This is a genomic window from Rhodococcus sp. M8 (assembly GCF_015654185.1).
GTDB classification, from domain to species: Bacteria; Actinomycetota; Actinomycetes; order Mycobacteriales; family Mycobacteriaceae; genus Rhodococcus; species Rhodococcus aetherivorans.
On sequence record NZ_CP064065.1, the window covers coordinates 2,157,708 to 2,180,892 of the forward strand.

20 protein-coding genes are annotated in these 23,185 nt (G+C 72.3%); 12 read left to right on the plus strand and 8 right to left on the minus strand.

Features of this window, described 5'->3' with window-relative positions:
- The first annotated feature begins 5 nt into the window (after positions 1 to 5).
- Positions 6 to 212 carry a PspC domain-containing protein gene (locus ISO16_RS09645; RefSeq protein ID WP_029545293.1) on the plus strand — a complete coding sequence of 69 codons (207 nt, stop codon included), beginning with the start codon at positions 6 to 8 and terminating at the stop codon, positions 210 to 212.
- Positions 213 to 293: 81 nt separating this feature from the next.
- On the opposite strand, the gene ISO16_RS09650 is transcribed toward ISO16_RS09645, so the two are convergent.
- Positions 294 to 1,151: a LysR family transcriptional regulator gene (locus tag ISO16_RS09650; RefSeq protein ID WP_072635830.1), complete on the minus strand. Its 858-nt coding sequence runs from the start codon at positions 1,149 to 1,151 to the stop codon at positions 294 to 296.
- 84 nt (positions 1,152 to 1,235) lie between these two features.
- On the opposite strand from ISO16_RS09650, the gene ISO16_RS09655 reads away from it, so the two are divergent.
- On the plus strand, positions 1,236 to 2,225 hold the full coding sequence (locus ISO16_RS09655) for a bile acid:sodium symporter family protein (RefSeq protein WP_072635831.1): 990 nt from the start codon (positions 1,236 to 1,238) through the stop codon (positions 2,223 to 2,225).
- A 1,182-nt stretch (positions 2,226 to 3,407) separates the two neighbouring features.
- Here the strand turns inward: ISO16_RS09655 and groL are convergent.
- The 4 genes from groL to htpG all read right to left on the minus strand — a co-directional run bounded on the left by groL (position 3,408) and on the right by htpG (position 8,734).
- Complete coding sequence (gene groL, locus ISO16_RS09660) at positions 3,408 to 5,033, minus strand: chaperonin GroEL (protein WP_006932397.1); 1,626 nt, start codon at positions 5,031 to 5,033, stop codon at positions 3,408 to 3,410.
- Between the two features lie 249 nt (positions 5,034 to 5,282).
- Positions 5,283 to 5,810, minus strand: a complete 528-nt coding sequence (locus tag ISO16_RS09665) for a DUF6764 family protein (RefSeq protein ID WP_006932398.1) — start codon at positions 5,808 to 5,810, stop codon at positions 5,283 to 5,285.
- A gap of 109 nt (positions 5,811 to 5,919) precedes the next feature.
- Complete coding sequence (locus ISO16_RS09670; RefSeq protein ID WP_006932403.1) at positions 5,920 to 6,696, minus strand: HAD-IIA family hydrolase; 777 nt, start codon at positions 6,694 to 6,696, stop codon at positions 5,920 to 5,922.
- A 106-nt stretch (positions 6,697 to 6,802) separates the two neighbouring features.
- Positions 6,803 to 8,734, minus strand: coding sequence for a molecular chaperone HtpG (gene htpG, locus ISO16_RS09675; RefSeq protein WP_072635832.1), 1,932 nt, complete (start codon positions 8,732 to 8,734; stop codon positions 6,803 to 6,805).
- A gap of 212 nt (positions 8,735 to 8,946) precedes the next feature.
- Here htpG and hutU point away from each other — a divergent pair, with 212 nt between their 5' ends.
- From hutU to ISO16_RS09695, 4 genes are read left to right on the plus strand one after another with little or no spacing between them, the layout of a single operon-like run.
- Positions 8,947 to 10,629, plus strand: a complete 1,683-nt coding sequence (hutU, locus tag ISO16_RS09680; RefSeq protein WP_072635833.1) for a urocanate hydratase — start codon at positions 8,947 to 8,949, stop codon at positions 10,627 to 10,629.
- Positions 10,630 to 10,633: 4 nt separating this feature from the next.
- Positions 10,634 to 11,818: an imidazolonepropionase gene (gene hutI, locus ISO16_RS09685; RefSeq protein WP_072635834.1), complete on the plus strand. Its 1,185-nt coding sequence runs from the start codon at positions 10,634 to 10,636 to the stop codon at positions 11,816 to 11,818.
- The gene (gene hutG, locus ISO16_RS09690) at positions 11,815 to 12,810 is read left to right on the plus strand and encodes a formimidoylglutamase (RefSeq protein WP_072635835.1); all 996 of its coding nucleotides are present in this window, start codon (positions 11,815 to 11,817) and stop codon (positions 12,808 to 12,810) included. The genes hutI and hutG overlap by 4 nt, the downstream gene beginning before the upstream one ends.
- A 37-nt stretch (positions 12,811 to 12,847) precedes the next feature.
- Complete coding sequence (locus tag ISO16_RS09695; protein ID WP_072635836.1) at positions 12,848 to 14,086, plus strand: NAD(P)/FAD-dependent oxidoreductase; 1,239 nt, start codon at positions 12,848 to 12,850, stop codon at positions 14,084 to 14,086.
- Positions 14,087 to 14,089: 3 nt separating this feature from the next.
- On the opposite strand, the gene hutH is transcribed toward ISO16_RS09695, so the two are convergent.
- Together hutH and ISO16_RS09705 are read right to left on the minus strand one after the other, a co-directional pair.
- Positions 14,090 to 15,637, minus strand: coding sequence for a histidine ammonia-lyase (gene hutH / locus ISO16_RS09700; protein ID WP_050035665.1), 1,548 nt, complete (start codon positions 15,635 to 15,637; stop codon positions 14,090 to 14,092).
- A 165-nt stretch (positions 15,638 to 15,802) separates the two neighbouring features.
- Positions 15,803 to 16,423 (minus strand): PadR family transcriptional regulator, encoded by a 621-nt coding sequence (locus ISO16_RS09705; protein WP_230304507.1) that lies wholly within the window; start codon positions 16,421 to 16,423, stop codon positions 15,803 to 15,805.
- A 111-nt stretch (positions 16,424 to 16,534) separates the two neighbouring features.
- Between ISO16_RS09705 and ISO16_RS09710 the strand changes: the two genes are divergently transcribed.
- The 6 genes from ISO16_RS09710 (at position 16,535) to ISO16_RS09735 (ending at position 22,643) form a co-directional block, all read left to right on the plus strand.
- Positions 16,535 to 17,047: a DUF1707 SHOCT-like domain-containing protein gene (locus tag ISO16_RS09710; protein WP_072635837.1), complete on the plus strand. Its 513-nt coding sequence runs from the start codon at positions 16,535 to 16,537 to the stop codon at positions 17,045 to 17,047.
- A 52-nt stretch (positions 17,048 to 17,099) separates the two neighbouring features.
- The gene (locus ISO16_RS09715) at positions 17,100 to 17,567 is read left to right on the plus strand and encodes an SRPBCC family protein (RefSeq protein WP_072635838.1); all 468 of its coding nucleotides are present in this window, start codon (positions 17,100 to 17,102) and stop codon (positions 17,565 to 17,567) included.
- 74 nt (positions 17,568 to 17,641) lie between these two features.
- Positions 17,642 to 18,355 (plus strand): phosphatidylserine decarboxylase, encoded by a 714-nt coding sequence (locus ISO16_RS09720; RefSeq protein WP_006932415.1) that lies wholly within the window; start codon positions 17,642 to 17,644, stop codon positions 18,353 to 18,355.
- Positions 18,352 to 19,266: a CDP-alcohol phosphatidyltransferase family protein gene (locus tag ISO16_RS09725; protein WP_006932417.1), complete on the plus strand. Its 915-nt coding sequence runs from the start codon at positions 18,352 to 18,354 to the stop codon at positions 19,264 to 19,266. Before ISO16_RS09720 ends, ISO16_RS09725 begins: the two co-directional genes overlap by 4 nt.
- A 21-nt stretch (positions 19,267 to 19,287) precedes the next feature.
- Positions 19,288 to 21,468 carry an AAA family ATPase gene (locus ISO16_RS09730; protein WP_072635839.1) on the plus strand — a complete coding sequence of 727 codons (2,181 nt, stop codon included), beginning with the start codon at positions 19,288 to 19,290 and terminating at the stop codon, positions 21,466 to 21,468.
- 2 nt (positions 21,469 to 21,470) lie between these two features.
- The gene (locus ISO16_RS09735; protein ID WP_072635840.1) at positions 21,471 to 22,643 is read left to right on the plus strand and encodes a hypothetical protein; all 1,173 of its coding nucleotides are present in this window, start codon (positions 21,471 to 21,473) and stop codon (positions 22,641 to 22,643) included.
- A gap of 11 nt (positions 22,644 to 22,654) precedes the next feature.
- Here the strand turns inward: ISO16_RS09735 and ISO16_RS09740 are convergent, their stop codons facing one another.
- Positions 22,655 to 23,077 carry an NUDIX hydrolase gene (locus ISO16_RS09740; RefSeq protein WP_006932425.1) on the minus strand — a complete coding sequence of 141 codons (423 nt, stop codon included), beginning with the start codon at positions 23,075 to 23,077 and terminating at the stop codon, positions 22,655 to 22,657.
- Positions 23,078 to 23,185: the final 108 nt, after the last annotated feature.

The following is a 23,185-nucleotide window of genomic DNA, read 5'->3' on the forward strand; positions in this document are numbered from 1 at the left end:
GTCGCATGACATTCGAGAACAGCACCCCCGGTCCCCGTCCCTTCGCCCGTTCCCGCTCGCAGCGCATGCTCGGTGGCGTGTGCGGCGGTCTCGCCGAATACTTCGGCATCGACGTCAACCTCGTCCGCGCCGGTGTGGTGGTCGCCGCGTTCGTCACCGGAGGCGGTGCGGCGCTGGTCTACCTGGCGCTGTGGATGCTGCTGCCCGAGTGAGAGGGACGAGCTCACCGCTCTCCCCCGCGGCGTGCGCCCGCTCCGCCGGCCGGAACGGGCGCACGCCGCGCGCAACGACGGTCAGCCGTCCCGGCCGAGCCGGTCGGCGTTCGCGAGGATCACGGCACGCAGTGCCCGCTCGGGTTCGTTGAGGACCGAACGCCGCGCCAGCAGCACGAACTCGACCTCCCCCGCGTCGGGCAGTCGTCCCGCGCGCACGGGAACGAGCCCCGCCGGCGGCAGCCGGGCAGCGTGGAGCACGACGCCGAGCCCGGCGAGGACGGCTGCGCGCAGGCCGTTGAGGCTGTCGGTGGTGCAGGTGATGCGCGCTCCGAGTCCGGCGCGCCGGAGCGTGTCGAGGGCGATCTCGCGGGTCAGCGCCGGCGGCGGATACGTCACCAGCGGGATCGGCCCGTCGGGCTCGACCACGAAGTCCGGTGCGGCGTGGAACACCAGCCGGTCCCGGAAGATCAGCTCCCCGTGTCGTTCCCCCGGCCGGCGCTTGCCGAAGACCAGGTCGAGGTCCCCGTCGTCGAGGCGCCGATGCAGGTCCTCGCTCAGCGCGACGGTGAGCTCGAAATCCACCCGGGGATGACTGCGCCGGAACTCCGCGAGGATGGCGGGCAGTTCGTGCAGCACCAGGTCCTCCGAGGCCCCGAAGCGCAGCCGCCCGCTGATCGGCGACTCCGAGAAGTACCGCCGGGCCGCGTCGTGCCGATCGAGGATGTCCCGGGCGAAGCCCAGCATGGCTGCGCCGTCGGCGGTGAGATCGACCGCGTGCGTGTCCCGCAGGAACAGCCGGCGGCCGGCGGCCTGCTCGAGCTTGCCGACGTGCTGACTGACCGTGGACTGGCGCAGGCCGAGCCGTCGCGCGGCGAGCGTGAAGCTGCGGGCGCGTTCCACGGCCAGGAAGCTGCGCAAGTGGACGGGATCGAACACCCCGGTATTCAATCACGATTCGTGATGACAGTAATCGCGGTGATCGGTTTCCTGGATGGGCGTGCGGTGGCCTAGCGTCGACTCATGTTCTCCAGGATCCCCGTGCTCGGACGCCTCGACCCCTTCCTCGTCGGCATCCTCGCCACCGTCGCGATCGCGGCGCTGCTGCCGGCCGAGGGCACGGCCCTGACCGCCGTCACGTGGGCCTCGAAGATCGCCATCGGCCTGCTGTTCTTCCTCTACGGGGCTCGCCTGTCCACGCACGAGGCCCTCGAAGGCCTCAAGCACTGGCGCCTGCACCTGACGATCCTCGCCACCACGTTCGCGGTGTTCCCGCTGCTCGGTCTGGCGACGAAGGTCCTCGTGCCGGAGGTCCTGACCGAGCCGTTGTATCTCGGCGTCCTCTACCTGTGCCTGCTGCCCTCGACGGTGCAGTCGTCGATCGCGCTGGTCTCGGTGGCGCGGGGCAACATCCCGGGGGCGGTCGTCTCCGCCAGCGCGTCGAGCCTGCTCGGCATCTTCGTCACGCCCCTGCTCGTCGCGCTGACGATGACCACGCAGGGCGTGACGTTCAGCGCCTCTGCGGTGCTCGACATCGTGCTCATGCTGCTGGTTCCGTTCCTCGCGGGCCAGCTCGTGCGCCGCTGGATCGGCGGGTGGGTCAAGGCCCACGGCAGGCCGCTGAAGATCGTCGACCGCGGTTCGATCCTGCTCGTCGTGTACGTCGCGTTCAGCCGCGGCATGAACGAGGGCATCTGGTCGAGCCTGTCGCCCGCGCGGCTGCTCGCCCTCGTGGGCGTGTGCCTCGTGCTGCTCGCGCTGGTCCTGGCGATCACGTGGTTCGGCGCACCGCGCCTGGGCTTCTCCTACGAGGACCGCGCGACGATCCTGTTCTGCGGCTCGACGAAGTCGCTCGCCACGGGCCTGCCGATGGCGACGGTGCTGTTCCCGGGCCAGCCGATCGGGCTGATCGTCCTGCCGCTCATGTTGTTCCACCAGATCCAGCTGCTGGTGTGTGCCGCGATCGCGGCGCGGCTGGCGAAGCGTGCGGTCGCCGCGGCCGTGGCGGTGTGAACCGGCCGGACACCTCACGACCGCAGCCACAGCGGCAGGAGATCCTGCGGCTGCGGCTGCGATTCGACTGCGGTCTCGGGCCCGGGACTAGTCCGTGCTGCCGGAGCCGAGGTCGGCGATCAGTTCGAGGATGGGCGTGATGAGGTCGAGCAGGCTGCCGATCATGATCTTCTCCGTCCAGGTGGTGGGTGGCTGCTAGTCGTCGCCAGCGCTCAGCGAGTCCAGAACCTCCAGCAGATCGAAATTCTCGAGTACCCAGCCGATGATGTCCGCGAGAGACCCCATGGCGACTCCTCCTTGATTTCGTCGGTGTCACGGATGCGCGGCCTGGAACTGCGACCGCGACGCCATTGTTACAACATGTCACGAGTCGAGAACGCAGAAATCGGAAAAATCACCCCTCGATGGGAACGGGCCGGTCACACCGGAAACCCCGGACGGCACTCGGCCGCAGCGACGACGTGTGCCGCTGCGGCCGAGTGCTGTGGATCGAGGCAGCTCGAGAAGGGAAACCCTCCGACTCCCTCTCGGGCCGACGATCAGCTCACGGCCTGCTGGGTGGTCTCACCGGCCTCCGCGCTGCCCGTGCCGAGGATGTCGGTGAAGTCACCGAAGGTCTCCAGCAGGAGGTTGAGAATGTCCTGAACGGATCCGAGCATTGTCCGACTCCTTTGTCTCGTGTTTCTCGACCGGCCGGAATTTCCGGCCCGCCGCTTCTGCACGCGACCGGATCGTTCCCGATCACAATTCCGAGTGTGGCACGGGCCCCGCGAATTGTGCGCTGCGAGCCGGCGAATTCAGGGCGTGAGACAATTCACACCCCGGAAATGCAGCCTTGTTCTCGATGCATTTCCGCGGCATTTATGCAGGTGCAGAGCGGAAAATTCCGGAACGCGAAGATTTCCGCATTGCGAGTGCGGAAAAACGGAATGTTTAACGAAAAGAATTGCGTCCCCGGCCGCCCGGGAAGCGCCGCGCGGCCGCCCCGAACTGCACTCCAGCACTCGGCGCGGCGGAACATTTCCCCGATTTCCCGGCGGCGGTAGGCATTCCTGCACCCGGCGGAACTTCGCGCACGCCGGGGCCTGCGCTCCCCGCCGCTCGGCCCGGGCCGAGCCCTCGACGCCACGAGGCCCGGCCCCACCGAAGTGGAACCGGGCCTCGAAGACGGTCGGGCGTGGATCAGAAGTCCATGCCACCCATGCCGCCGGTCGGGTCGCCGGCGGGAGCGGCGGCCTTCTCCGGCTTGTCGGCGACGACAGCCTCGGTGGTCAGGAACAGGGCCGCGATGGACGCCGCGTTCTGCAGCGCCGAGCGGGTGACCTTGACCGGGTCGTTGATGCCGGCAGCCAGCAGGTCCTCGTACTCGCCGGTGGCGGCGTTGAGGCCGTGGCCGGCGGGCAGGTTGCGGACCTTCTCGGCGACGACGCCGGGCTCGAGGCCGGCGTTGAAGGCGATCTGCTTCAGCGGGGCCTCGAGGGCAACCTTGACGATGTTGGCACCGGTGGCCTCGTCACCCTCGAGCTTCAGGTCGTCCAGAACCGGCGCGGCCTGCAGCAGCGCGACGCCACCACCGGCGACGATGCCCTCCTCGACCGCAGCCTTGGCGTTGCGGACGGCATCCTCGATGCGGTGCTTGCGCTCCTTGAGCTCGACCTCGGTGGCGGCACCGGCCTTGATGACCGCAACGCCGCCGGCCAGCTTGGCCAGACGCTCCTGCAGCTTCTCGCGGTCGTAGTCCGAGTCCGACGCCTCGATCTCGGCGCGAATCTGGTTCACGCGACCGGCGATGGCGTCGGCGTCGCCGGCACCGTCGACGATGGTGGTCTCGTCCTTGGTGACGACGACCTTGCGCGCACGGCCGAGCAGCTCGAGACCGGCGGTCTCGAGGGAGAGACCGACCTCTTCGCTGATGACCTCGCCACCGGTGAGGATGGCGATGTCGGCGAGCTGGGCCTTGCGGCGGTCACCGAAGCCGGGGGCCTTGATGGCGACCGACTTGAAGGTGCCACGGATCTTGTTGACGACCAGGGTGGACAGAGCCTCACCCTCGACGTCCTCGGCGATGATCGCCAGCGGCTTGCCGGACTGGATGACCTTCTCCAGCAGCGGCAGCAGGTCCTTGACGGTCGAGATCTTGCCCGACACGAGCAGGATGTAGGCGTCCTCGAGCACGGCCTCCTGACGCTCGGCGTCGGTGGCGAAGTACAGCGAGATGTAGCCCTTGTCGAAGCGCATGCCCTCGGTCAGCTCGAGCTGCAGGCCGAAGGTGTTGGACTCCTCGACGGTGATGACGCCTTCCTTGCCCACCTTGTCGATGGCCTCGGCGATCAGCTCACCGATCGCGGGGTCGCCCGCGGAGATGCCGGCGGTGGCGCCGATCTGCTCCTTGGTCTCGACCTCCTTGGCGGTGTCGAGCAGCTTGGCAGTGACGGCCTCGACGGCCTTCTCGATGCCGCGCTTGAGGCCGAGGGGGTTCGCACCGGCGGCGACGTTGCGCAGACCCTCGCGCACCAGCGCCTGGGCGAGCACGGTGGCGGTGGTGGTGCCGTCACCCGCGACGTCGTCCGTCTTCTTGGCAACTTCCTTGACCAGCTCGGCGCCGATCTTCTCGTACGGGTCCTCGAGCTCGATCTCCTTGGCGATGGACACACCATCGTTGGTGATCGTGGGGGCGCCCCACTTCTTCTCGAGCACGACGTTGCGACCCTTGGGCCCCAACGTCACCTTGACAGCGTCGGCGAGGCTGTTCAGGCCCCGCTCGAGGCCGCGACGGGCCTCTTCGTCGAACGCGATGATCTTGGCCATTGCGAAGTGATCCTCCGGATATGGGGGTGACACGCAGGGCGACCGCTCGTCGGGTCGCCCCATGTACGCCTTCGGCCGGAAGCAGTGCCCGCGACGGACGACCAGGGGTGTCGATATTCCCGGCCTCACCGTCCCGACCTGGCACTCACGTGTTGCGAGTGCCAAGAGCATTCTTAGCACTCAAGGGTGGCGAGTGCAAGGTCTGGAGCACCCGCCACCCCCGTCGCGCAAGACCGCTGCGGTGTGTTCTCAGCGACGCGTGGAACCGACTCCGACGGCGCACCACTGACCGGTGGCCGTGTTGACGGCGAACGACTGCGGGCCGACGCAGGTCACCCCGGTCGGATCGGCCGTCGCCCCCGATCCCCAGCCCGCGACCGACACCGTCGTCACCGGGCCCTGCGCCGAGGAATGGCTCAGTCCGCCGCCGAGGGCGTACGCGTAGGAGCGGCCACCGTTCTGGGCGCCGCTCAGGGCGGTCCCGAACCCCGTCGCGTGGGCCTCGGCCGCGCCGGCCGTCTGCGCCGCCGACACCGCGGTGCCGCTCTCGGAGGCGAAGGAGTGGGCCGTGCCGCCCTCGGCGGCCGTCGCGCCGCAGCTGGCGGCGTCGGAGACCAGGATCTCGTTGGCCGACGGCGGCGACACGCACGTCACCGGCGCCGCCGTCGCGGTACCCACGCCGAGCAGGGCGGCCGACGCGACGCCGAGAGCGGCGACGACACCGGCCCGGAGGAGGCGGCGGGGGACTACGACGGCACGGATGGATCGGATGGACAACAAGGTCTCCTCTGCGCTGGGCCGGGACTCGCTGGGCTCGGATGCCCGGACGGGGGCGACTCCCCCGGCGGCGAGGGTACCGGTCACACCCGCCCGGGGCGAGACGGCGTCACAGCGTGTCGAGGAGCTCCGGCAGGGCGGCGACCGAATCGATCACCCGATCGGGACGCTCGACCGCGAGGTCGAGCACCGACTGCCGAAACTTGCCGGTGCGCACCAGGATTCCCGTCATGCCGAGGCGCTGGCCGGGGATGACCTCCGCGTGGAGATCGTCGCCCACCACGGCCATCCGGTCCGGTTCGGTGCCCATCAGCTCGGCCGCGGCGAGGAAGCCCCGCATCGACGGCTTGCCGACCGCGACGACGGTCTGCCCGGTGAGTTCCTCGAGACCGGGCAGGTACACGCCGGTGTCGATGCGCAGGCCGTCCGCGGACTGCCACGTGGAGCCGCGGTGCATCGCGACCACCGGCACCCCGTCGAGCATGAGCTCGGCGACGCGGCTGAGGGCGCGGTGGCTGAACTCCGGCCCGGCCCCGCCGAGCACGACCACCTCGGGATCGTCCTCGTCGCGCACGATGCCCTCGAGGTCCGCCTCCACGTCGCCGTGGTTGAGCACCCAGCAGCGCCGGTCCGGGTAGGTCTGGCGCAGGTACTCGGCGGTGAGGGACGCGGCCGTCACGATCTCGGCGGGCTCGACCGGCATGCCCAGCCCGGTGAGGCTCTCGGCGATCTGCGCGCAGGTCCGCGACGTGGTGTTGGTCAGGAAGGCCCGATGCACCCCACGCTCGCGGAGCCCGGCAAGCACCTCGGCGGCGCCCGGCACGGGCTCCCACGACGTCACGATCACGCCCTCGATATCGAACAACACCCCGTCCACGCCGGCCATGGTGTGAGCCTATCGGGTCGCCGCACCCTCACCACGCACGGACCGAATGTCACACCACGTCGATTCGATCGACGCGATGTGACATTCGGCCGGAAGGGGTGAGCGGTTACAGCGTGCGTGCGAGGCGATCGGCGAGCAGACGGGCGAACGCCGCCGGGTCGTCGAGTTCGCCGCCCTCGGCGAGCAGCGCGGTGCCGTACAGCAACTCGGCGGTCTCGCCGAGCGTCGGGTCGTCGGCGTGCCGGGCGCGCGCGTCGCGCAGCGCCGTGACCAACGGGTGGTCCGGGTTGAGCTCGAGGATGCGCTTGGTGTGCGGGACGGGCTGGCCCGACGCCCGGTACATCCGTTCGAGGGCGGGCGACATGGCGAACGTGTCGCCGACGAGGCATGCGGGCGACGTGGTCAGCCGCGACGACAGCCGCACCTGCTTCACGTGCTCGTCGAGCGTCTCGCCGAGCCACGACAGCAGGTCGGCGTACTCCTTCTCCCGCTCCTCACGCTCGGCCTCGGCGGCCTTCTTCTCGTCCTCGGTACCGAGATCCACCTCGCCCTTGGCGATCGACTGGAACGGCTTGCCCTCGAACTCGGGCACGGACCCCACCCACATCTCGTCGACCGGGTCGGTGAGCAGCAACACCTCGAAGCCCTTGGCGCGGAAGGCCTCCATGTGCGGGGAGCTCTCGATCTGCTGCCGGGACTCGCCGGTCATGTAGAAGATCTCGTCCTGGCCTTCCTTCATCCGCGAGACGTACTCGGCGAGCGTCGTCGTCGAGTCCTCGCTGTGCGTGGACTCGAAGGAGGACACGGCGAGCAGGGTGTCGCGGTTGTCGAAATCCGAGAGCAGACCCTCCTTGAGGACCCGGCCGAACTGCGACCAGAAGGTCCGGTACTTCTCCTTCTCGGTGGTCGCCATGTCCTGGATCGTGGACAGCACCTTCTTGGTGAGCCGCCGGCGGATCGCGCGGATCTGCCTGTCCTGCTGCAGGATCTCGCGCGAGACGTTGAGCGACAGGTCCTGGGCGTCGACCACGCCCTTGACGAACCGCAGGTACTCCGGGATCAGCTCCTCGCAGTCGTCCATGATGAACACGCGCTTGACGTAGAGGTGGATCCCGGTCTTGCGCTCGCGCATGAACAGGTCGAACGGCGCCTGCGACGGGATGAACAGCAGCGCCTGGTATTCGAATGTGCCCTCGGCCTTCATCGGGACGACCTCGAGCGGCTCGTCCCACGCGTGGCTGACGTGCTTGTAGAACTCGCTGTACTCCTCCGCGGAGACGTCGTCCTTCGAGCGCGCCCACAGCGCCTTCATCGAGTTCAGGGTCTCCGTCTCGCGGACCACTTCGGCGACGGACCCCTCCCCCTCGGCGGGCTTGGTGCGTTCGACCTGCATCCGGATCGGCCAGGCGATGAAATCCGAGTAGCGCTTGACGATCTCCTTGATCTTCCACTCGGCCGTGTAGTCGAACAGGTGATCCTCGGTGTCCTCCGGCTTGAGGTGCAGCGTCACCGACGTGCCCTGGGGTGCGCCCTCGACCGTCTCGATCGTGTAGGTCGACTCGCCGCTCGACTCCCACCGGGTGCCGTCGTGCTCGCCGGCCTTGCGGGTCAGCAGGGTCACCTTGTCGGCCACCATGAAGGTCGAGTAGAAGCCGACCCCGAACTGGCCGATGAGTTCCTCCGGCGCGGCCGACTCCTGCGCCTCGCGCAGCTTGCGCCGCAGTTCCGCAGTGCCCGACTTCGCGAGGGTGCCGATCAGGTCGACCACCTCGTCCCGGGACATGCCGATGCCGTTGTCGCGGACGGTGAGGGTGCGCTGCTCCTTGTCGACCTCGATCTCGATGTGCAGATCCGAGGTGTCGACCTGCAGGTCCTTGTTGCGGAACGCCTCGAGCTTGAGCTTGTCCAGCGCGTCCGACGAGTTGGAGACGAGTTCCCGGAGGAAGGTGTCCTTGTTCGAATACACCGAATGGATCAGCAGATCCAGCAGCTGACGCGTCTCCGCCTGAAACTCGAGCTGTTCGATACCCGTGGTCATGGATGGTTCCCTTCGACAGCAGAACGTTCGACGAAATCGTACGACCGCGCCGCCCCGCTGTTCCAAGGGGCCGCCGGGGCGGGCCGCGGCCGGCCGCTCGGTCTCGGATCCGACACATCCGCCCGGACCGGTTGTCGCGGGGCGGTCCGCCGCAGTGTCATGGGATGGAGTCGCGGCGCCGGCGCGCCTCGCCGGTTTCGAGAGGAGGCCCCATGACCACCGGAACGACCCCCTCCGCCCTCCCGGGCCCGCGGCCCGTGCGCGCCCCGCGCGGTCCCGGGCTGCGGTGCCGGGGCTGGCAACAGGAGGGCGCGTTGCGCCTGCTGATGAACAACCTCGATCCCGACGTCGCCGAACGGCCGGACGACCTGGTGGTCTACGGCGGCACCGGCCGGGCGGCCCGCAACTGGGCCGCATTCGACGCGATCGTGCGGACCCTCGAGACCCTCGGTGGCGACGAGACGCTGCTCGTGCAGTCCGGCAAGCCCGTCGGGGTGCTGCGCACCCACGAGTGGGCACCGCGCGTGCTGCTGGCCAACTCGAATCTGGTCGGCGACTGGGCGAACTGGGAGGAGTTCCGCCGCCTGGAGGCGCTGGGGCTGACGATGTACGGGCAGATGACCGCCGGATCCTGGATCTACATCGGCTCGCAGGGCATCCTGCAGGGCACCTACGAGACGTTCGGGGCCGTCGCCCGCAAGCGGTTCGGCGGCAGCCTCGCCGGCACCGTCACCCTGACCGCGGGCCTCGGCGGCATGGGCGGGGCGCAGCCCCTGGCGATCACGATGAACGAGGGCGTCGCGATCTGCGTCGAGGTCGACGAGGCCCGGGTCGACCGCCGGCTCGCGCAGGGTTTCCTCGACGCCAAGGCCGACAGCGTCGAGGCGGCGCTGGCCTCGGCGCTCGCGGCACGGGATGCGCGCGAGCCCCGCTCGATCGGGGTGGTCGGCAACGCCGCCGACGTCGTGCCGGCGCTGCTCGCGCTGCAGGCCCCCATCGACATCGTCACCGACCAGACCTCCGCCCACGACCCGCTGTCCTACCTGCCGCTCGGAGTGACGGTCGAGGACTGGCACACCCTCGCGGCGAAGGACCCCGTGTGGTTCACCGAGCAGGCCCGCCGGTCGATGGCCCGGCACGTGGAGGCCATGGTCGGGTTCCTCGATCGCGGCGCCGAGGTGTTCGACTACGGCAACTCCATCCGCGACGAGGCCCGCAAGGGCGGCTTCGACCGGGCGTTCGCGTTCCCCGGCTTCGTACCCGCCTACATCCGTCCGCTGTTCGAGGAGGGCCGCGGGCCGTTCCGCTGGGTCGCGCTGTCGGGAGATCCCGCGGACATCGCGGCCACCGACCGTGCCGTCCTCGAGCTGTTCCCCGAGAACGAGCATCTCGCCCGATGGCTCACCCTGGCCGGGCGCGCGGTGCCGTTCCAGGGGCTGCCGGCCCGCATCTGCTGGCTCGGCTACGGCGAACGGGACCGGGCCGGGCTGAGGTTCAACGAGATGGTCGCCGCCGGAGAGGTCGCCGCTCCGATCGCCATCGGCCGCGACCACCTCGACGCCGGGTCGGTGGCCTCGCCGTACCGCGAGACCGAGGCGATGGCCGACGGTTCGGACGCGATCGCCGACTGGCCGCTGCTCAACGCCCTGGTCAACACGGCGTCCGGCGCGTCGTGGGTGTCGATCCACCACGGTGGCGGGGTCGGCATCGGCCGGTCGCTGCACGCCGGGCAGGTGTGCATCGCCGACGGCACCGACCTCGCCGCGCGCAAGCTCGAGCGGGTGCTGACGAACGACCCCGGCACCGGCGTCCTCCGGCACGTCGACGCCGGCTACCCCCGTGCCGCCGAGGTCGCCGCGCGCCGCGGACTGCGCATCCCGATGCGGGAGGGCTGACGCCGTGTCGCCCGGGCGGAACTGGACACTGCTCGACAACATCGGCTGCCTCGTCACGAACGACCCGGAACTCGACCGGGGCCCGCTGGGGGTGCTCGTGGACGCCGCGGTGCTCGTCGGCGAGGGTCTGATCCGGTGGGTGGGGCCGCGCGACCGGGTCCCCGAGGGGGCCGCCGCGGACCGGCACGACCTGCAGGGTCGCGCCGTGCTGCCCGGATTCGTCGACAGTCATACGCATCTCGTGTTCGCCGGGGAGCGCGCCGAGGAATTCGCCGCCCGCATGGCCGGTGCCCCCTACACCGCCGGCGGCATCGCCACGACGATCGCGGCGACCCGCGCGGCGACCGATCGCGCGCTGGGGGCGACGGTGTCGCGGCTCGTCGCCGAGGGGTGGCAGTCCGGGACGACCACGGTCGAGTGCAAGTCCGGGTACGGCCAGTCCGTCGCCGACGAGCTGCGTTGCCTACGGGTGGCCGAGGTGTTCACGCCGGAGACGACGCTGCTCGCCGCGCACGCCGTGCCGCCGGAGTTCGCGGACCGCCCCGACGACTACGTCCGGCTGGTGTGCGAGGAGATGGTCCCCGTGTGCGCGCCGCACGCGAAGTGGATCGACGTGTTCTGCGAGCGGGGCGCGTTCGACGCCGACCAGTGCCGGGCCGTGCTGCAGGCAGGGATGGCGCACGGCCTCACCCCGCGGGTGCACGGCAATCAGCTCGGTCCCGGGCCGGGCGTGCAGCTGGCGGTGGAGGTCGGTGCGGCATCGGTGGACCACGTCACCTACACGACGGCGGCGGACGTGGCGGCGCTCGCCGGCTCGGGCACGGTGGCGACGCTGCTGCCGGGCGCCGACTTCTGCACGCGCAACCGGTATCCGGACGCGCGGGCACTGCTGGACGCGGATGTCACCGTCGCGCTGGCCACCGACTGCAACCCCGGCACCTCTTACACCACGAGCATGCCGTTCTGCATCGCGCTGGCGGTGCGCGAGATGCACATGAGCCCGGAGGAGGCGGTCCACGCGGCGACCGCCGGGGGCGCCGCGGCGTTGCGCCGGGACGACGTCGGCGTCGTCCGGGAGGGCGCACGGGCAGATCTGATCGCGTTGGACGCGCCGTCGTACCTGCACCTGGCGTACCGGCCGGGAGTGCAGCTGGTCCGGGAGGTCTGGCAGGAAGGACTGCGGATGTGAGGATTCCGGTCGACGTGCCGCCGGCGCCGTGGACAGGCCGCGACGACGGCCCCGGTCCCGAGCACCTGCGCTGGCACGACGTGGTGGCGCCGCTGCCCGCGGACGCCGCGCGGGCGCAGGTCCTGATCGGATTCCGCAGCGACGAGGGCGTGCGCCGCAACCAGGGGCGGCCCGGCGCGGCGGACGGGCCGGTCGCGTTGCGGCGCGCCCTGGCGTCGCTGGCGCTGCCGGCGCCGGCGACGATCCACGACGCGGGCGACGTCGCGGTGCGCGGCGGCGCCCTCGAGGACGGGCAGCGCCGCCTCGGCGCGGCGGTCACCGCGCTGCTCGACGCGGGGCATGCGGTGGTGGTGCTCGGCGGCGGGCACGAGGTGGCCTTCGGCAGCTACCTGGGCTGGGCCGGGTCCGCGGCCGCGCGGGCCGGGACCCGCTGGGGTGTGCTGAACCTGGACGCGCACTTCGACCTGCGGGCGGCGCCCGTCGCCACGTCGGGCACCCCGTTCCGGCAGATGGCCGAACGCAAACGCGAACAGGGCAGGTCGCTGCGCTACGCGGTGCTGGGCATCGCGCAGCCGAGCAACACGGCCGCGCTGTTCGCCGCCGCGGACGAGTTCGGGGTGCGGTACCTGCTGGACGACGAGTGCCGCGCGACGAACCTGCCCGTCGTGGAGACGTTCGTCGAGGAGTTCGTCCGCGCGGTGGACGCGGTGCACCTGACGATCGACCTCGATGTGCTGCCCGGCTGGGTGGCGCCCGGGGTGAGCGCCCCGGCGGCCTGCGGCGTCGCGTTCGAGGTGGTGCAGCACGTGTGCGACGTCGTGGCGCGCAGCGGCAGGCTCGCGCTCGTCGACGTCGCCGAGCTGGCGCCGGCCGTCGACGTCGACGGGCGCACGGCCCGGGCGGCGGCCCGGCTGATCCACCGGATCGTCACGGGGCGGCCGGCGGGCGACCACCCCCGGTTCGCGGGCACCGAGCCCGGCGACGGTCCATGATGGAGGTGATGGGGTACCTCGAGATCGGGAGTGCGTCATGGCGATTCGTCGGGTGGTCGTCGTCGGGGCGGGCTTCGTCGGGTTGTCGGCGGCCTGGTTCCTGCAGGAGCGCGACGTCGAGGTCACGGTGCTCGACCGCACCGGGGTGGCCGCCGATGCGTCGTGGGGCAATGCGGGCTGGCTGGCCCCCGCGCTGACCCTGCCGCTGCCGGAGCCGGCGGTGCTGCGGTACGGGATCCGTTCGATGCTCACGCCGTCGTCCCCGGTGTACGTGCCGCCCGCGGTCGACCTGCGGTTGTGGCGGTTCCTGGCGGGATTCGCGCGGCACTGCACCGCCCGCCGGTGGCGCGCGGCGATGGCGGTGTTCGCCGAGGTGAACCGGATGGCGCTGGGCGCCTACGACGATCTGGCCCGCGGCGGTGTCGTCGAACAGACCCGCCCGGCGGATCCGTTCCTGGCAGCGTTCGCGTCCGAGGACGACCGTCGCGTGCTCGTCGAGGAGTTCCGGCAGGTGGTCGCGGCGGGCGGCGAGGTGGATTTCGACCTGCTCGACGGGGACACGATCCGCACCCTGGAGCCGCTGCTCGGCGACGGGGTGCGGGCCGGGATCCGGCTGCGGGGGCAGCGGTTCGTCGACCCGCCGCGGTTCGTCGCCGCGCTGGCGGAGTCGGTGCGCGACCGTGGCGGTGAGGTCGTCACCGGGTTCGAGGTGCAGGCGGTCCGGGACGGCCCGCGGGACGTGCGCGTGGTGGGCACCGGCGGCGGGGACCGGGCGGCGGATGCGGTGGTGCTGGCCACCGGGGCCCGGCTGAACGACCTGGCCCGGCCGTTCGGGGTCCGGATGCCGGTGCAGGCCGGTCGCGGCTACAGCTTCAGCGTGCGCCCGGCGCACCTGCCGAAGAACCCGATCTACTTCCCGGCCCAGCGGGTCGCGTGCACGCCGCTGCACGATCGGTTCCGCATCGCCGGGATGATGGAGTTCCGCCGGCCCGACGCCCCGCTCGACCCGCGGCGGATCCAGGCCATCGTCGACGCGGCGCGGCCGCTGCTGACCGGCGTCGACTGGGCCGCCCGGGCGGAGGAGTGGGTGGGCTCGCGTCCCTGCACCCCGGACGGTCTGCCGCTGGTCGGCGGCACCCGCTCCGCGCGCGTGTTCGTCGCCGGCGGTCACGGCATGTGGGGCGTGGCGCTGGGCCCGCTGACCGGCCGCCTGCTGGCCGGCGCGATGACCGGTGCGCGGGCGGCGGTGCCGCGGCAGTTCGACCCGCTCCGCTGACGATCAGTCCAGGGCCCCGATCGCGGATTCCGCCGCGGCGACGAGTTCTCCGCTCGCGGCGAGCCGGGCCGCGGCGTCGATCTCCGGGGCGAGATGCCGGTCCGGGCCGGGCCCGGCCACGTGCCGGCGGAGCGCAGCGACCACCGCGCCGGTGCCGGGGGCCGGGGTGAGCGGGGCGCGCAGGTCCAGTGCGCGTGCCGCGGTGAGTGCCTCGATGGCCAGGACACGGGTCAGCGCGGCGAGGCCGCGGCGCAGCTTGCGGGCGGCGGACCAGCCCATCGAGACGTGGTCCTCCTGCATGGCCGACGACGGGATCGAGTCGACGGCGGCGGGCACGGCGAGGCGCTTGAGGTCGGCGACGAGCGCGGCCTGGGTGTACTGGGCGATCATGTGCCCGCTGTCGACGCCGGGATCGTGGGCGAGGAACGGCGGCAGGCCGTGGCTGCGGGCCACGTCGAGCAGCCGGTCGGTGCGGCGCTCGCTGATGTTCGCGACGTCGGCGACGACGACGGCGAGGAAGTCGAGGACGTACGCCAGCGGGGCGCCGTGGAAGTTGCCGTTCGACTCGATCCGGCCGTCGCGGGTGACGACCGGGTTGTCGATCGCGGCCGCGAGTTCGCGTCCGGCGACCTGCTCGGCGTGGGTCAGGGTGTCGCGCGCGGCGCCCGCGACCTGCGGGGCACACCGCAGCGAGTAGGCATCCTGCACCACCGGGCAGTCCGGGGTCCGGTGGCTGGCCACGACGGCGGAGCCGGCGAGGAGCCGGGTCATGTTGGCGGCGGCCACGGCCTGGCCGGGGTGCGGCCGCAGGGCGTGCAGGTCGGCGGCGAAGACCCGGTCGGTGCCGAGCAGGGCCTCGACGCTCATCGCGGCCGTGACGTCGGCGAGCCGCAGCAGGGCGCGCAGGTCGTGGCAGGCAAGGACCAGCATGCCCAGCATCCCGTCGGTGCCGTTGATGAGGGCGAGCCCTTCCTTCTCGGCGAGCACGACGGGCGCGAGGCCCGCCGCGGCGAGGGCCTGCGCGGCCGGCACGAGCGTGCCGGCGGCGTCGCGGGTCTCGCCCTCGCCGGTGAGGACGAGGGCCACGTGGGCGAGCGGCGCGAGGTCCCCGGAACAGCCGAGGCTGCCGTGCTCGGGCACCACCGGCGTGATTCCCGCGCTCAGCATCGCGGCGTAGGCCGTGGCGGTTCCGGGGCGGACCCCGGTGTGCCCGGTGGCGAAGGTGGACAGGCGCAGCAGCATCATCGCGCGGACCACCTCCCGTTCCACCTCGGGACCGGTCCCGGCGGCGTGAGAGCGGATCACGCTGCGCTGCAGATCGATTCGCGATTCCGGGGGAATGTGGCGGGTGGCGAGCGCCCCGAACCCGGTGGTGATGCCGTACGCGGGCCGGGGGTCGCGGGCGAGCGCGTCGACCACGGCACGGGCCGCGCCGATGAGGGCGAGCGCGTCCGCGGAGAGCCGGACCGGCACGCCGGACCGCGCCACGCGCAGGACCTCGTCCGTCGAGACGGGACCGACCCCGACGACGACCTCCTCGGCCACGGCCACCTCCCGATCGATACGCGCTATCCGGATTGTGTCCCCGGCACCGGCCGGCGCGCCGCCGAATCGGGGTCGAGAAGGCCGGCTTCGCGCCGGATCGTGGTGACCGCATCGTCGGGACCGGCCACAGCCGCGTCGATCGTCAGGTGGGCACGGTCCCACGCCTCCGGTTCACGAGGCCGGCCCCAGCGTGTCCGCCACCCGGCCGAACCACTCGAGCACGGCCCGTTCGTAGACGATGCCGAAGTCCAGGGTCGCCGACGAGTACGGGTCCGCACAGTGCTCGGCGGCGGCGCGCTCGTAGTCGGCGAGCCGGCGTTCGTGCGCGGCGCGGTGGACGGCGAGCATCTCGGCCAGCCTGCCGGGCGGCAGGTGCCTGCCGAACGCGACGGTGAGCAGCAGCGGGTAGCGGATGTTCTCCGGTCCGGGTTCGCGTTCGATCCACTCGGCGAATGCGGCGCGGCCGGAGGCGGTGAGCGCGAAGGGCTTGCGGTCGCGCGGGCCCACCTCGCCCGCCTCGACGAGACCGGCCCGTTCCATGGCGGCGAGTTCGCGATACACCTGACTGGTCGTGATCGACCAGAATTTCCCGATCCGCTCCTGCGCGGTCACCACCAGATCCCACCCGGTCTTCGGACCCTCGTGCAGGAATCCCAGCAGCGACGCCGCGGTGGCGTTGAGCGGACGAGCCGCGGGGGCATCGAGCGGACGAGCCGCGGGGGCATCGAGCGGACGAGCCGCGGGGGCATCGAGCGGACGAGCCGCGGGGGCATCGAGCGGACGGTCGACCATGGCGGACACCTTTCCCCGGGGCTTGACATTCCACTGTGGCATATCCACCATAGTGGTATCGACATTCCACTGTGGAACCTCAGTGGTCTCGACCCTCCGCAGGAGGCAGCGATGGAATACGTCAACGGTGTCCGGATCTCCGACCCCGAACGCGAGCGGCTCGTCGACGAGCTGGGCCGGCATCTCGCCGCCGGCCGGCTCACGATCGGCGAGTTCGACCAGCGGGTCGGCGAGGTGTATCGGTCCGTCACCACCGACGAGGCGCACCGGGTACTGAGCGACCTTCCGGCGGCACCCCCGGCCTCACCCGCACCCCCGCCCGCCCCGGCCCGCACCGCGGACCGCCGGCTCCCCCTGCATCAGCGGATCGAGTGGGGAGCCTGGGCCGCAGCCGGGACGATCAACCTCGTGATCTGGGCGATCGTGTCGATCGCCGTCGGCGCGGCCGTGTACCCGTGGCCGGTCTGGGTGATCGGGCCGTGGGGCCTGGTACTGCTCGGCCGGACCCTCGCCGGACGGGAAGGCGCTGGCCACCGGAGGCGCCCCGGCCGCGGCTCGTTGCGGGCCCTCCCCGCCGGCAGGTGGTGCACGTCCGGGTGGCAGGCGTCACAGACTCGGCTATGATCGACGGGCAGTATTTGTAACTCGCGGTTACGCGAAGAATCAGGGAGGCCCCGTGTCGAAGACCCTCGAAGCCACCGTCGAGATCGCCGCATCGCCACAGCAGGTGTGGCATGTGATCTCCGACCTGAAGCGGATGGGCGAGTGGAGCCCGCAGTGCCGGAAGATGGCCGTGCTCGGCGGACCCGTCGGCGTCGGGACCAAGACGATCAATGTCAACCGCAAGGGCCTGCTCGTGTGGCCCACCACCGCCAAGGTGCTCGCCTTCGAGCCGGGGCGCCTGCTCCGCTTCCGGGTCAACGAGAACCGCACCGTCTGGTCGTTCACCCTCGAGCCCACCGACACCGGCACCCGGGTGATCCAGCGACGGGAGGCGCCCACCGGGACCAGCAAGGTCTCGCAGTTCCTCATCGACAAGGTCCTCGGCGGCGCGACCGCCTTCGACGACGACATGGTGGTCGGCATGAACGCCACCCTCGCGCGCATCAGGAGCGAGGCCGAGGGCGCGGCCCTCGCACGGTGACCCTCCTCGCGTAGGCTGTGTTAGCCCGCGGGCCGCACGCCCGCGGGTCACACCGCGCGACACTAAGAGGAGCCGTGGCCCGAAAGCCCACACCCCCCGGAACCCCACCGCCCACCAGCGTCGAGCACGTTCTCGAACTGGTCCGCAAGACGATTCCACCGCTCCACCCGGCAGGCATCCCCTTCGTCGCCGCCCCGCTCGCCGTCGCGGCGCTCGGCCGCAACCGCAAGTGGGTCCGTCGCGCCGGCCTCGTCTCGGCCGCCGCCACCGCAGGATTCTTCCGCCACCCCCACCGGGTGCCGCCCAACCGGGTCGGCGTCGTCGTGGCCCCGGCGGACGGCGAGGTGGCCCTCGTCGACACCGCGGTGCCGCCCGCCGAACTCGAGATGGGCACCGAGCCGCGGCCGCGGGTGAGCATCTTCCTGTCCGTGCTCGACGTGCACGTCCAGCGCAGCCCCGTCGGCGGCACCGTCACCAAGGTCGTGCACCGCCCCGGGCAGTTCCTCTCGGCCGACCTCGCCGATGCCAGCGAGGTCAACGAACGCAACAGCATGCTCCTCGAGACCCGCGACGGCGCCGACGTGGCCGTCGTCCAGATCGCCGGGCTGCTCGCCCGCCGCATCGTGTGCGATGCGAAGGCGGGCGACACGCTGCCGATCGGCGACACCTACGGCCTCATCCGCTTCGGTTCCCGTGTCGACACCTACCTGCCCCCGGGCAGCACCCTCCTCGTCGAACGCGGGCAGAAGACGATCGGCGCCGAGACCGTCATCGCCCAGCTGCCGTGAGCCCGTCCGCCGCCTCCCCGGCAGCCCCGGAACGCAAACGCCGCGGTCGCCCGCAGGCCGTGCGGCTGCTGCCGAGTGTCATCACGATCCTCGCGCTCTCCGCCGGCCTGTCCGCGGTGAAGTTCGCCCTCGACGGCCAGCTGGGCACCGCCCTCGGCATGATCGGCGCGGCAGCGGTGCTGGACTCCCTCGACGGGCGCATCGCCCGCCTGCTGGACGCCACGACCAAGATCGGCGCCGAGCTGGACTCGCTGTCCGACGCGGTGGCGTTCGGCGTGGCCCCGGCCCTCGTGCTGTACGTGACGCTGCTGGACGGCAGCCCGTTCGGCTGGATCATCTCCCTGCTGTACGCGGTCAGCATCGTCCTGCGCCTCGCCCGGTTCAACACCCTGCTCGAGGACGACACGGTGCCCGCGTACGCCCGCGAGTACTTCGTCGGCGTGCCGTCCCCCGCCGGCGCCCTCGTCGCCCTGGCGCCGGTCGCCGCGCACATCCAGTGGGGTGAGGGCTGGTGGGACTCCTACCCCGTCGTGGCCGCCTGGACGCTGCTCACCGCCGCCCTCGTCGTCAGTCAGATACCGACCCTGGCGATGAAGTCGGTGTCCGTGCCGCCCCGCTACGCGGTGATCCTCCTGGTACTCGTGGCGGTCGCGGCGGCCGCGCTGGTCACCTACCCGTACGTGCTCATGCTCGTCCTCATCGGCCTGTACCTGGCGCACATCCCGTTCGCGATCCGCTCCAAGCGCTGGGTGGCGGCGCGGCCGGAGACATGGAACATCAAGCCGTCCGAGCGGCGCGCCCTGCGCGCCGAGCACCGCGCCCTGAGGCCACGGCGGGTCGCGATCCGGCGCGCCCCGCAACCCCGGCAGTCCGCCGCGCGACTCGGTCTGCGCCGCCCCCGCGGACGCTGACGACGCTCTAGGCTCGGCGGGGTGAGCAGCCCCGAACTCGCGTTGACCGTCCGCCTCAACACCTCCGCGGCCGATGCGCGCCGCGGCGTCGTCCGCGTGCACCCGGAGGTGCTCACCGCGTTGGGCCTGCGCGAATGGGACGCGATCGCGCTGATCGGGGGGCGCCGCACCGCGGCCGTCGCCGGCCTCGCCCCCGCTGGCACGCCGACCGGCACGATCCTGCTCGACGACGTGACGCTCTCCAACGTGGGGCTGCGCGAGGACGCCACCGTCCTCGTCGGCCCGGTCGTCGTCCACGGCGCCCGCACGGTCGCGGTCACCGGATCGGCACTCGCCACCCACACGATCGACGACGTCACCCTGCGCCAGGCACTGCTGGGCAAGGTCCTCACCGTCGGCGACGCGGTGTCGCTGCTGCCCCGCGATCTCGGACCGGGCACGAGCACCGCCCCCACCACGCGCACCCTGTCCCGCACGTTCGGGATCGCCTGGACCACGGAACTGCTCACCGTCACCGCCGTCGACCCCGCCGCACCGGTGAGCGTGCAACCGAACACCGCAGTGAGCTGGGGCACCACCCCGGCCGGGCGGGCCGTCGCCGGCCCCCGCCCGGCCGCCGCCCCGTCGGCCCGGCCCGCGATCCCCGCACCGCCGCCGCCACCGGTGGAGGACCTGGTCGGCGTGCAGACCCAGGCCGGCAGGCTCACCGAGTGGCTGAAGCTGGCCCTCGACGAGCCCGAATTGCTGCGCACCCTCGGCGCCTCCCCCCACCTCGGAGTGCTGATCACCGGGCCCGCCGGCGTCGGCAAGGCCACCCTCGCCCGCGCAGTCCTCGCCGGCCGTCGCGTCGTCGAGCTCGACGGGCCGAGCGTGGGCGCCACCGCCGCCGACGATCGGCTGCGCCGCGTGACCACCGCCGTCGCCGACCTGGCCCCCGGCGGGGTCCTGCTCGTCACCGACATCGACGCCCTGCTGCCCGCCGACCCCGAACCGGTGTCGGCGCTGATCCTCGACCAGCTGCGCCGCGCCGTCGACACCGTCGGGGTCGCGCTCATCGCGACCACGGCGCACCCCATCGAGGTGGACTCGCGGGTCCGCTCCCCCGAGATCTGCGACCGGGAACTGGCCCTGCCCCTGCCCGACGGCGCCACCCGTCGCGCCCTGCTCGACGTGCTGCTGCGCCGGGTGCCCACCGACACCCTCTCGCTCGACGCCGTCGCCGCCCGCGCGCCCGGCTTCGTCGTCGCCGACCTGGCCGCCCTGTGCCGGGAGGCGGCGCTGCGGGCGGCGGCGCGGGCGAGCCGCGACGACACCGAGCCGAGGCTCACCCAGGATGACCTGCTCGGTGCGCTCGAGGTGATCCGCCCGCTATCGCGATCGGGCACCGAGGAGCTGGCCATCGGCAGCGTCACCCTCGACGACGTCGGCGACATGGTCGACACCAAACAGTCGCTCACGGAGGCGGTGCTGTGGCCGTTGCACCACCCCGACTCGTTCGCCCGCCTCGGCGTCGAGCCGCCGCGCGGTGTACTGCTCTACGGGCCACCGGGTTGCGGCAAGACCTTCCTGGTGCGCGCGCTGGCCAGCTCGGGACAGCTGAGCGTGCACGCCGTCAAGGGCGCCGAGCTGATGGACAAATGGGTGGGCGCCTCGGAGAAGGCTGTGCGGGAGCTGTTCCAGCGGGCCCGCAACTCCGCACCGGCGCTGGTGTTCCTCGACGAGATCGACGCGCTCGCCCCGCGCCGCGGGCAGAGCTCCGACTCCGGCGTCACCGACCGGGTGGTGGCCGCCCTGCTCACAGAACTCGACGGGGTCGAACCGCTGCGCGACGTCGTGGTGCTCGGCGCCACCAACCGGCCCGACCTGATCGATCCGGCCCTGCTGCGCCCCGGCCGGCTCGAGCGGCTGGTGTTCGTGCCGCCGCCGGACGCCGAGGCGCGCGCCGCGATCCTGCGCACCGCGGGCAAGTCGGTGCCGCTGGCCGACGACGTGGACCTCGGCGCCCTCGCCGCGGACCTCGACGGCTACTCGGCGGCGGACTGCTCGGCGCTCCTGCGGGAGGCCGCGCTCGCGGCGATGCGCCGCAGCGTCGACGCCGCGGCCGTCACCGCCGACGACGTCGCGGCGGCGCGGAAGGCGGTGCGCCCGTCGCTGGAGGCCGCGCAGGTCGAACACCTGCGGGCCTACGCCGAGGGGCGCTGACGATGCCGGCGGCGACGGTGCGGTTGGACGAGCCGGTCGCGGGTCTCGCGGCGTTGTGCGCGGGCGCCCTCGCCGGCTTCGCCGTAGCGGTGGACGGGGTGGCGCTCCCCGCCGCGACGGGCAGCGCCACCGGGCCGATCGTGTTCGCGGTGGCGGCGGTGCTGGCGGTCGCGGGCCTGCAACGCTCGGGGTCGCGCCGCACGGCGTGGTTGCTGGCGGCCGGCTGCACGGTGGTGCTGGGGACGGTGCGGTTCGCGGTACCTGCCGCCGACCCCGACACCCTCACCGTGCTGTCCCTGATCAGTGCGGGAGCCGCCGGGATCCTGCTCGGGGCGGCGGTCGCCGCGGCGTGGGGCGAACCGATCGGGCAGTGGGCGGTGGTCGTCGGGGCGTGGGCGGTGTTCCTGCTCGCCGGCCCGATGCGGACGTCCCTGCAGTCGTCGGCGCTGCCGTCGCCGCTGCAGTGGCCGCTCGCCGTCGCAGCCGGGGCCGTGGTGCTCGCCGCATTCGTCGCGGGGGCCGGAGCCCGGGTGCAGCGGCCGGAGGCGCGGCTGCCGATCGTCGCGGTCGGGGCGACGGCGGCGCTGACCGTCGGCATGCACGTGCTCGCCGGCTGGGTGGGCGAGCAGGCCACCTCGGCTGCGGCGTGGATGTGGCTGGCCGCCGCGGCCGTGCTCGCCGCGACGGTGCTCGGTGCGGAGGCCGTCGGCCGTTTCCTGCCCTTCGCAGACGGCCGGTTCCCCGTCGCCGCGATCGGGGCGACGGCCGCGGCGTACCCGCTGGTCGACGACCTGGCCGGGAGGGAGGTGTCCGCGTGGGTGCCCGCGGCCGGGGTGCTGGCGGTCGCGGCGGGAGCCGCGCTCGCGTGGCGGGTCCCGCGGGTCGAGCTAGGCCTGGGGGTGGCCCTGGTCGTCACGCTGACCGCGGCGCTGTGGCCCGACACCGCGGCGGACGGCCCGCAGTTGCTGGTGCGCGTGGCGCTGGTCGCCGCGGGCACCGGCCTGGCGCTGGGGGCGGCGCTGCCGGGTGCGGCACCGATCGCCGCGATGGGCCTGGTGCTGCCGGTCGCGGCCGCCACGGTGGCCGCGGTCTGGGCGCTACCCGCCGACCCGCGGCTGCTCACCGGTGCGCTGGCGGCGACGGGCGCGGTATGCGCGTGGCGCTGCCGGAGCTGACGTGGCCGGTCTCACTCGGCCCGGACGAGACCGAGGGCGTGCAGGTGCTCGAACACCAGCATCGAACCCGGCGCGACCTCGGGCAGGGCGGCGTACTCGGCGACGGTGAACCAGCCGAGTTCGGCGATCTCCGCCGCCGGGCGCGGTTCCCCGGCCAGCTCGGCTGTGAAGCAGGTCATGTGCAGGCGAGTGCCGACCGGATGGCCGAAGGCCTCGGCCTCGAAGATCCCGACCTCGGCGACGGTGCCGTCGACGAGGCCGACGCCGAGTTCCTCGCGGATCTCCCGGTGCAGGGCCTGCTCGGGGGTCTCGCCGGGATCGATCTTGCCGCCCGCCATGTAGAAGGCGGTCTTGCCGGCGGAACGGGTCTGCAGCAGGCGTCCGTCGCGGACGTACGCGAGCGCGGCGGTACGGATCGGTCCGGTCTCGGGCATGGGGGCACTCTACGATGGGAATCGGACATCGGAGCGTCGGCGGCCGATTCGCAACCGTGCGAATGCTGCCGGTAAGCTGACACCGAATCCGATTTGTCCATTTGCAGA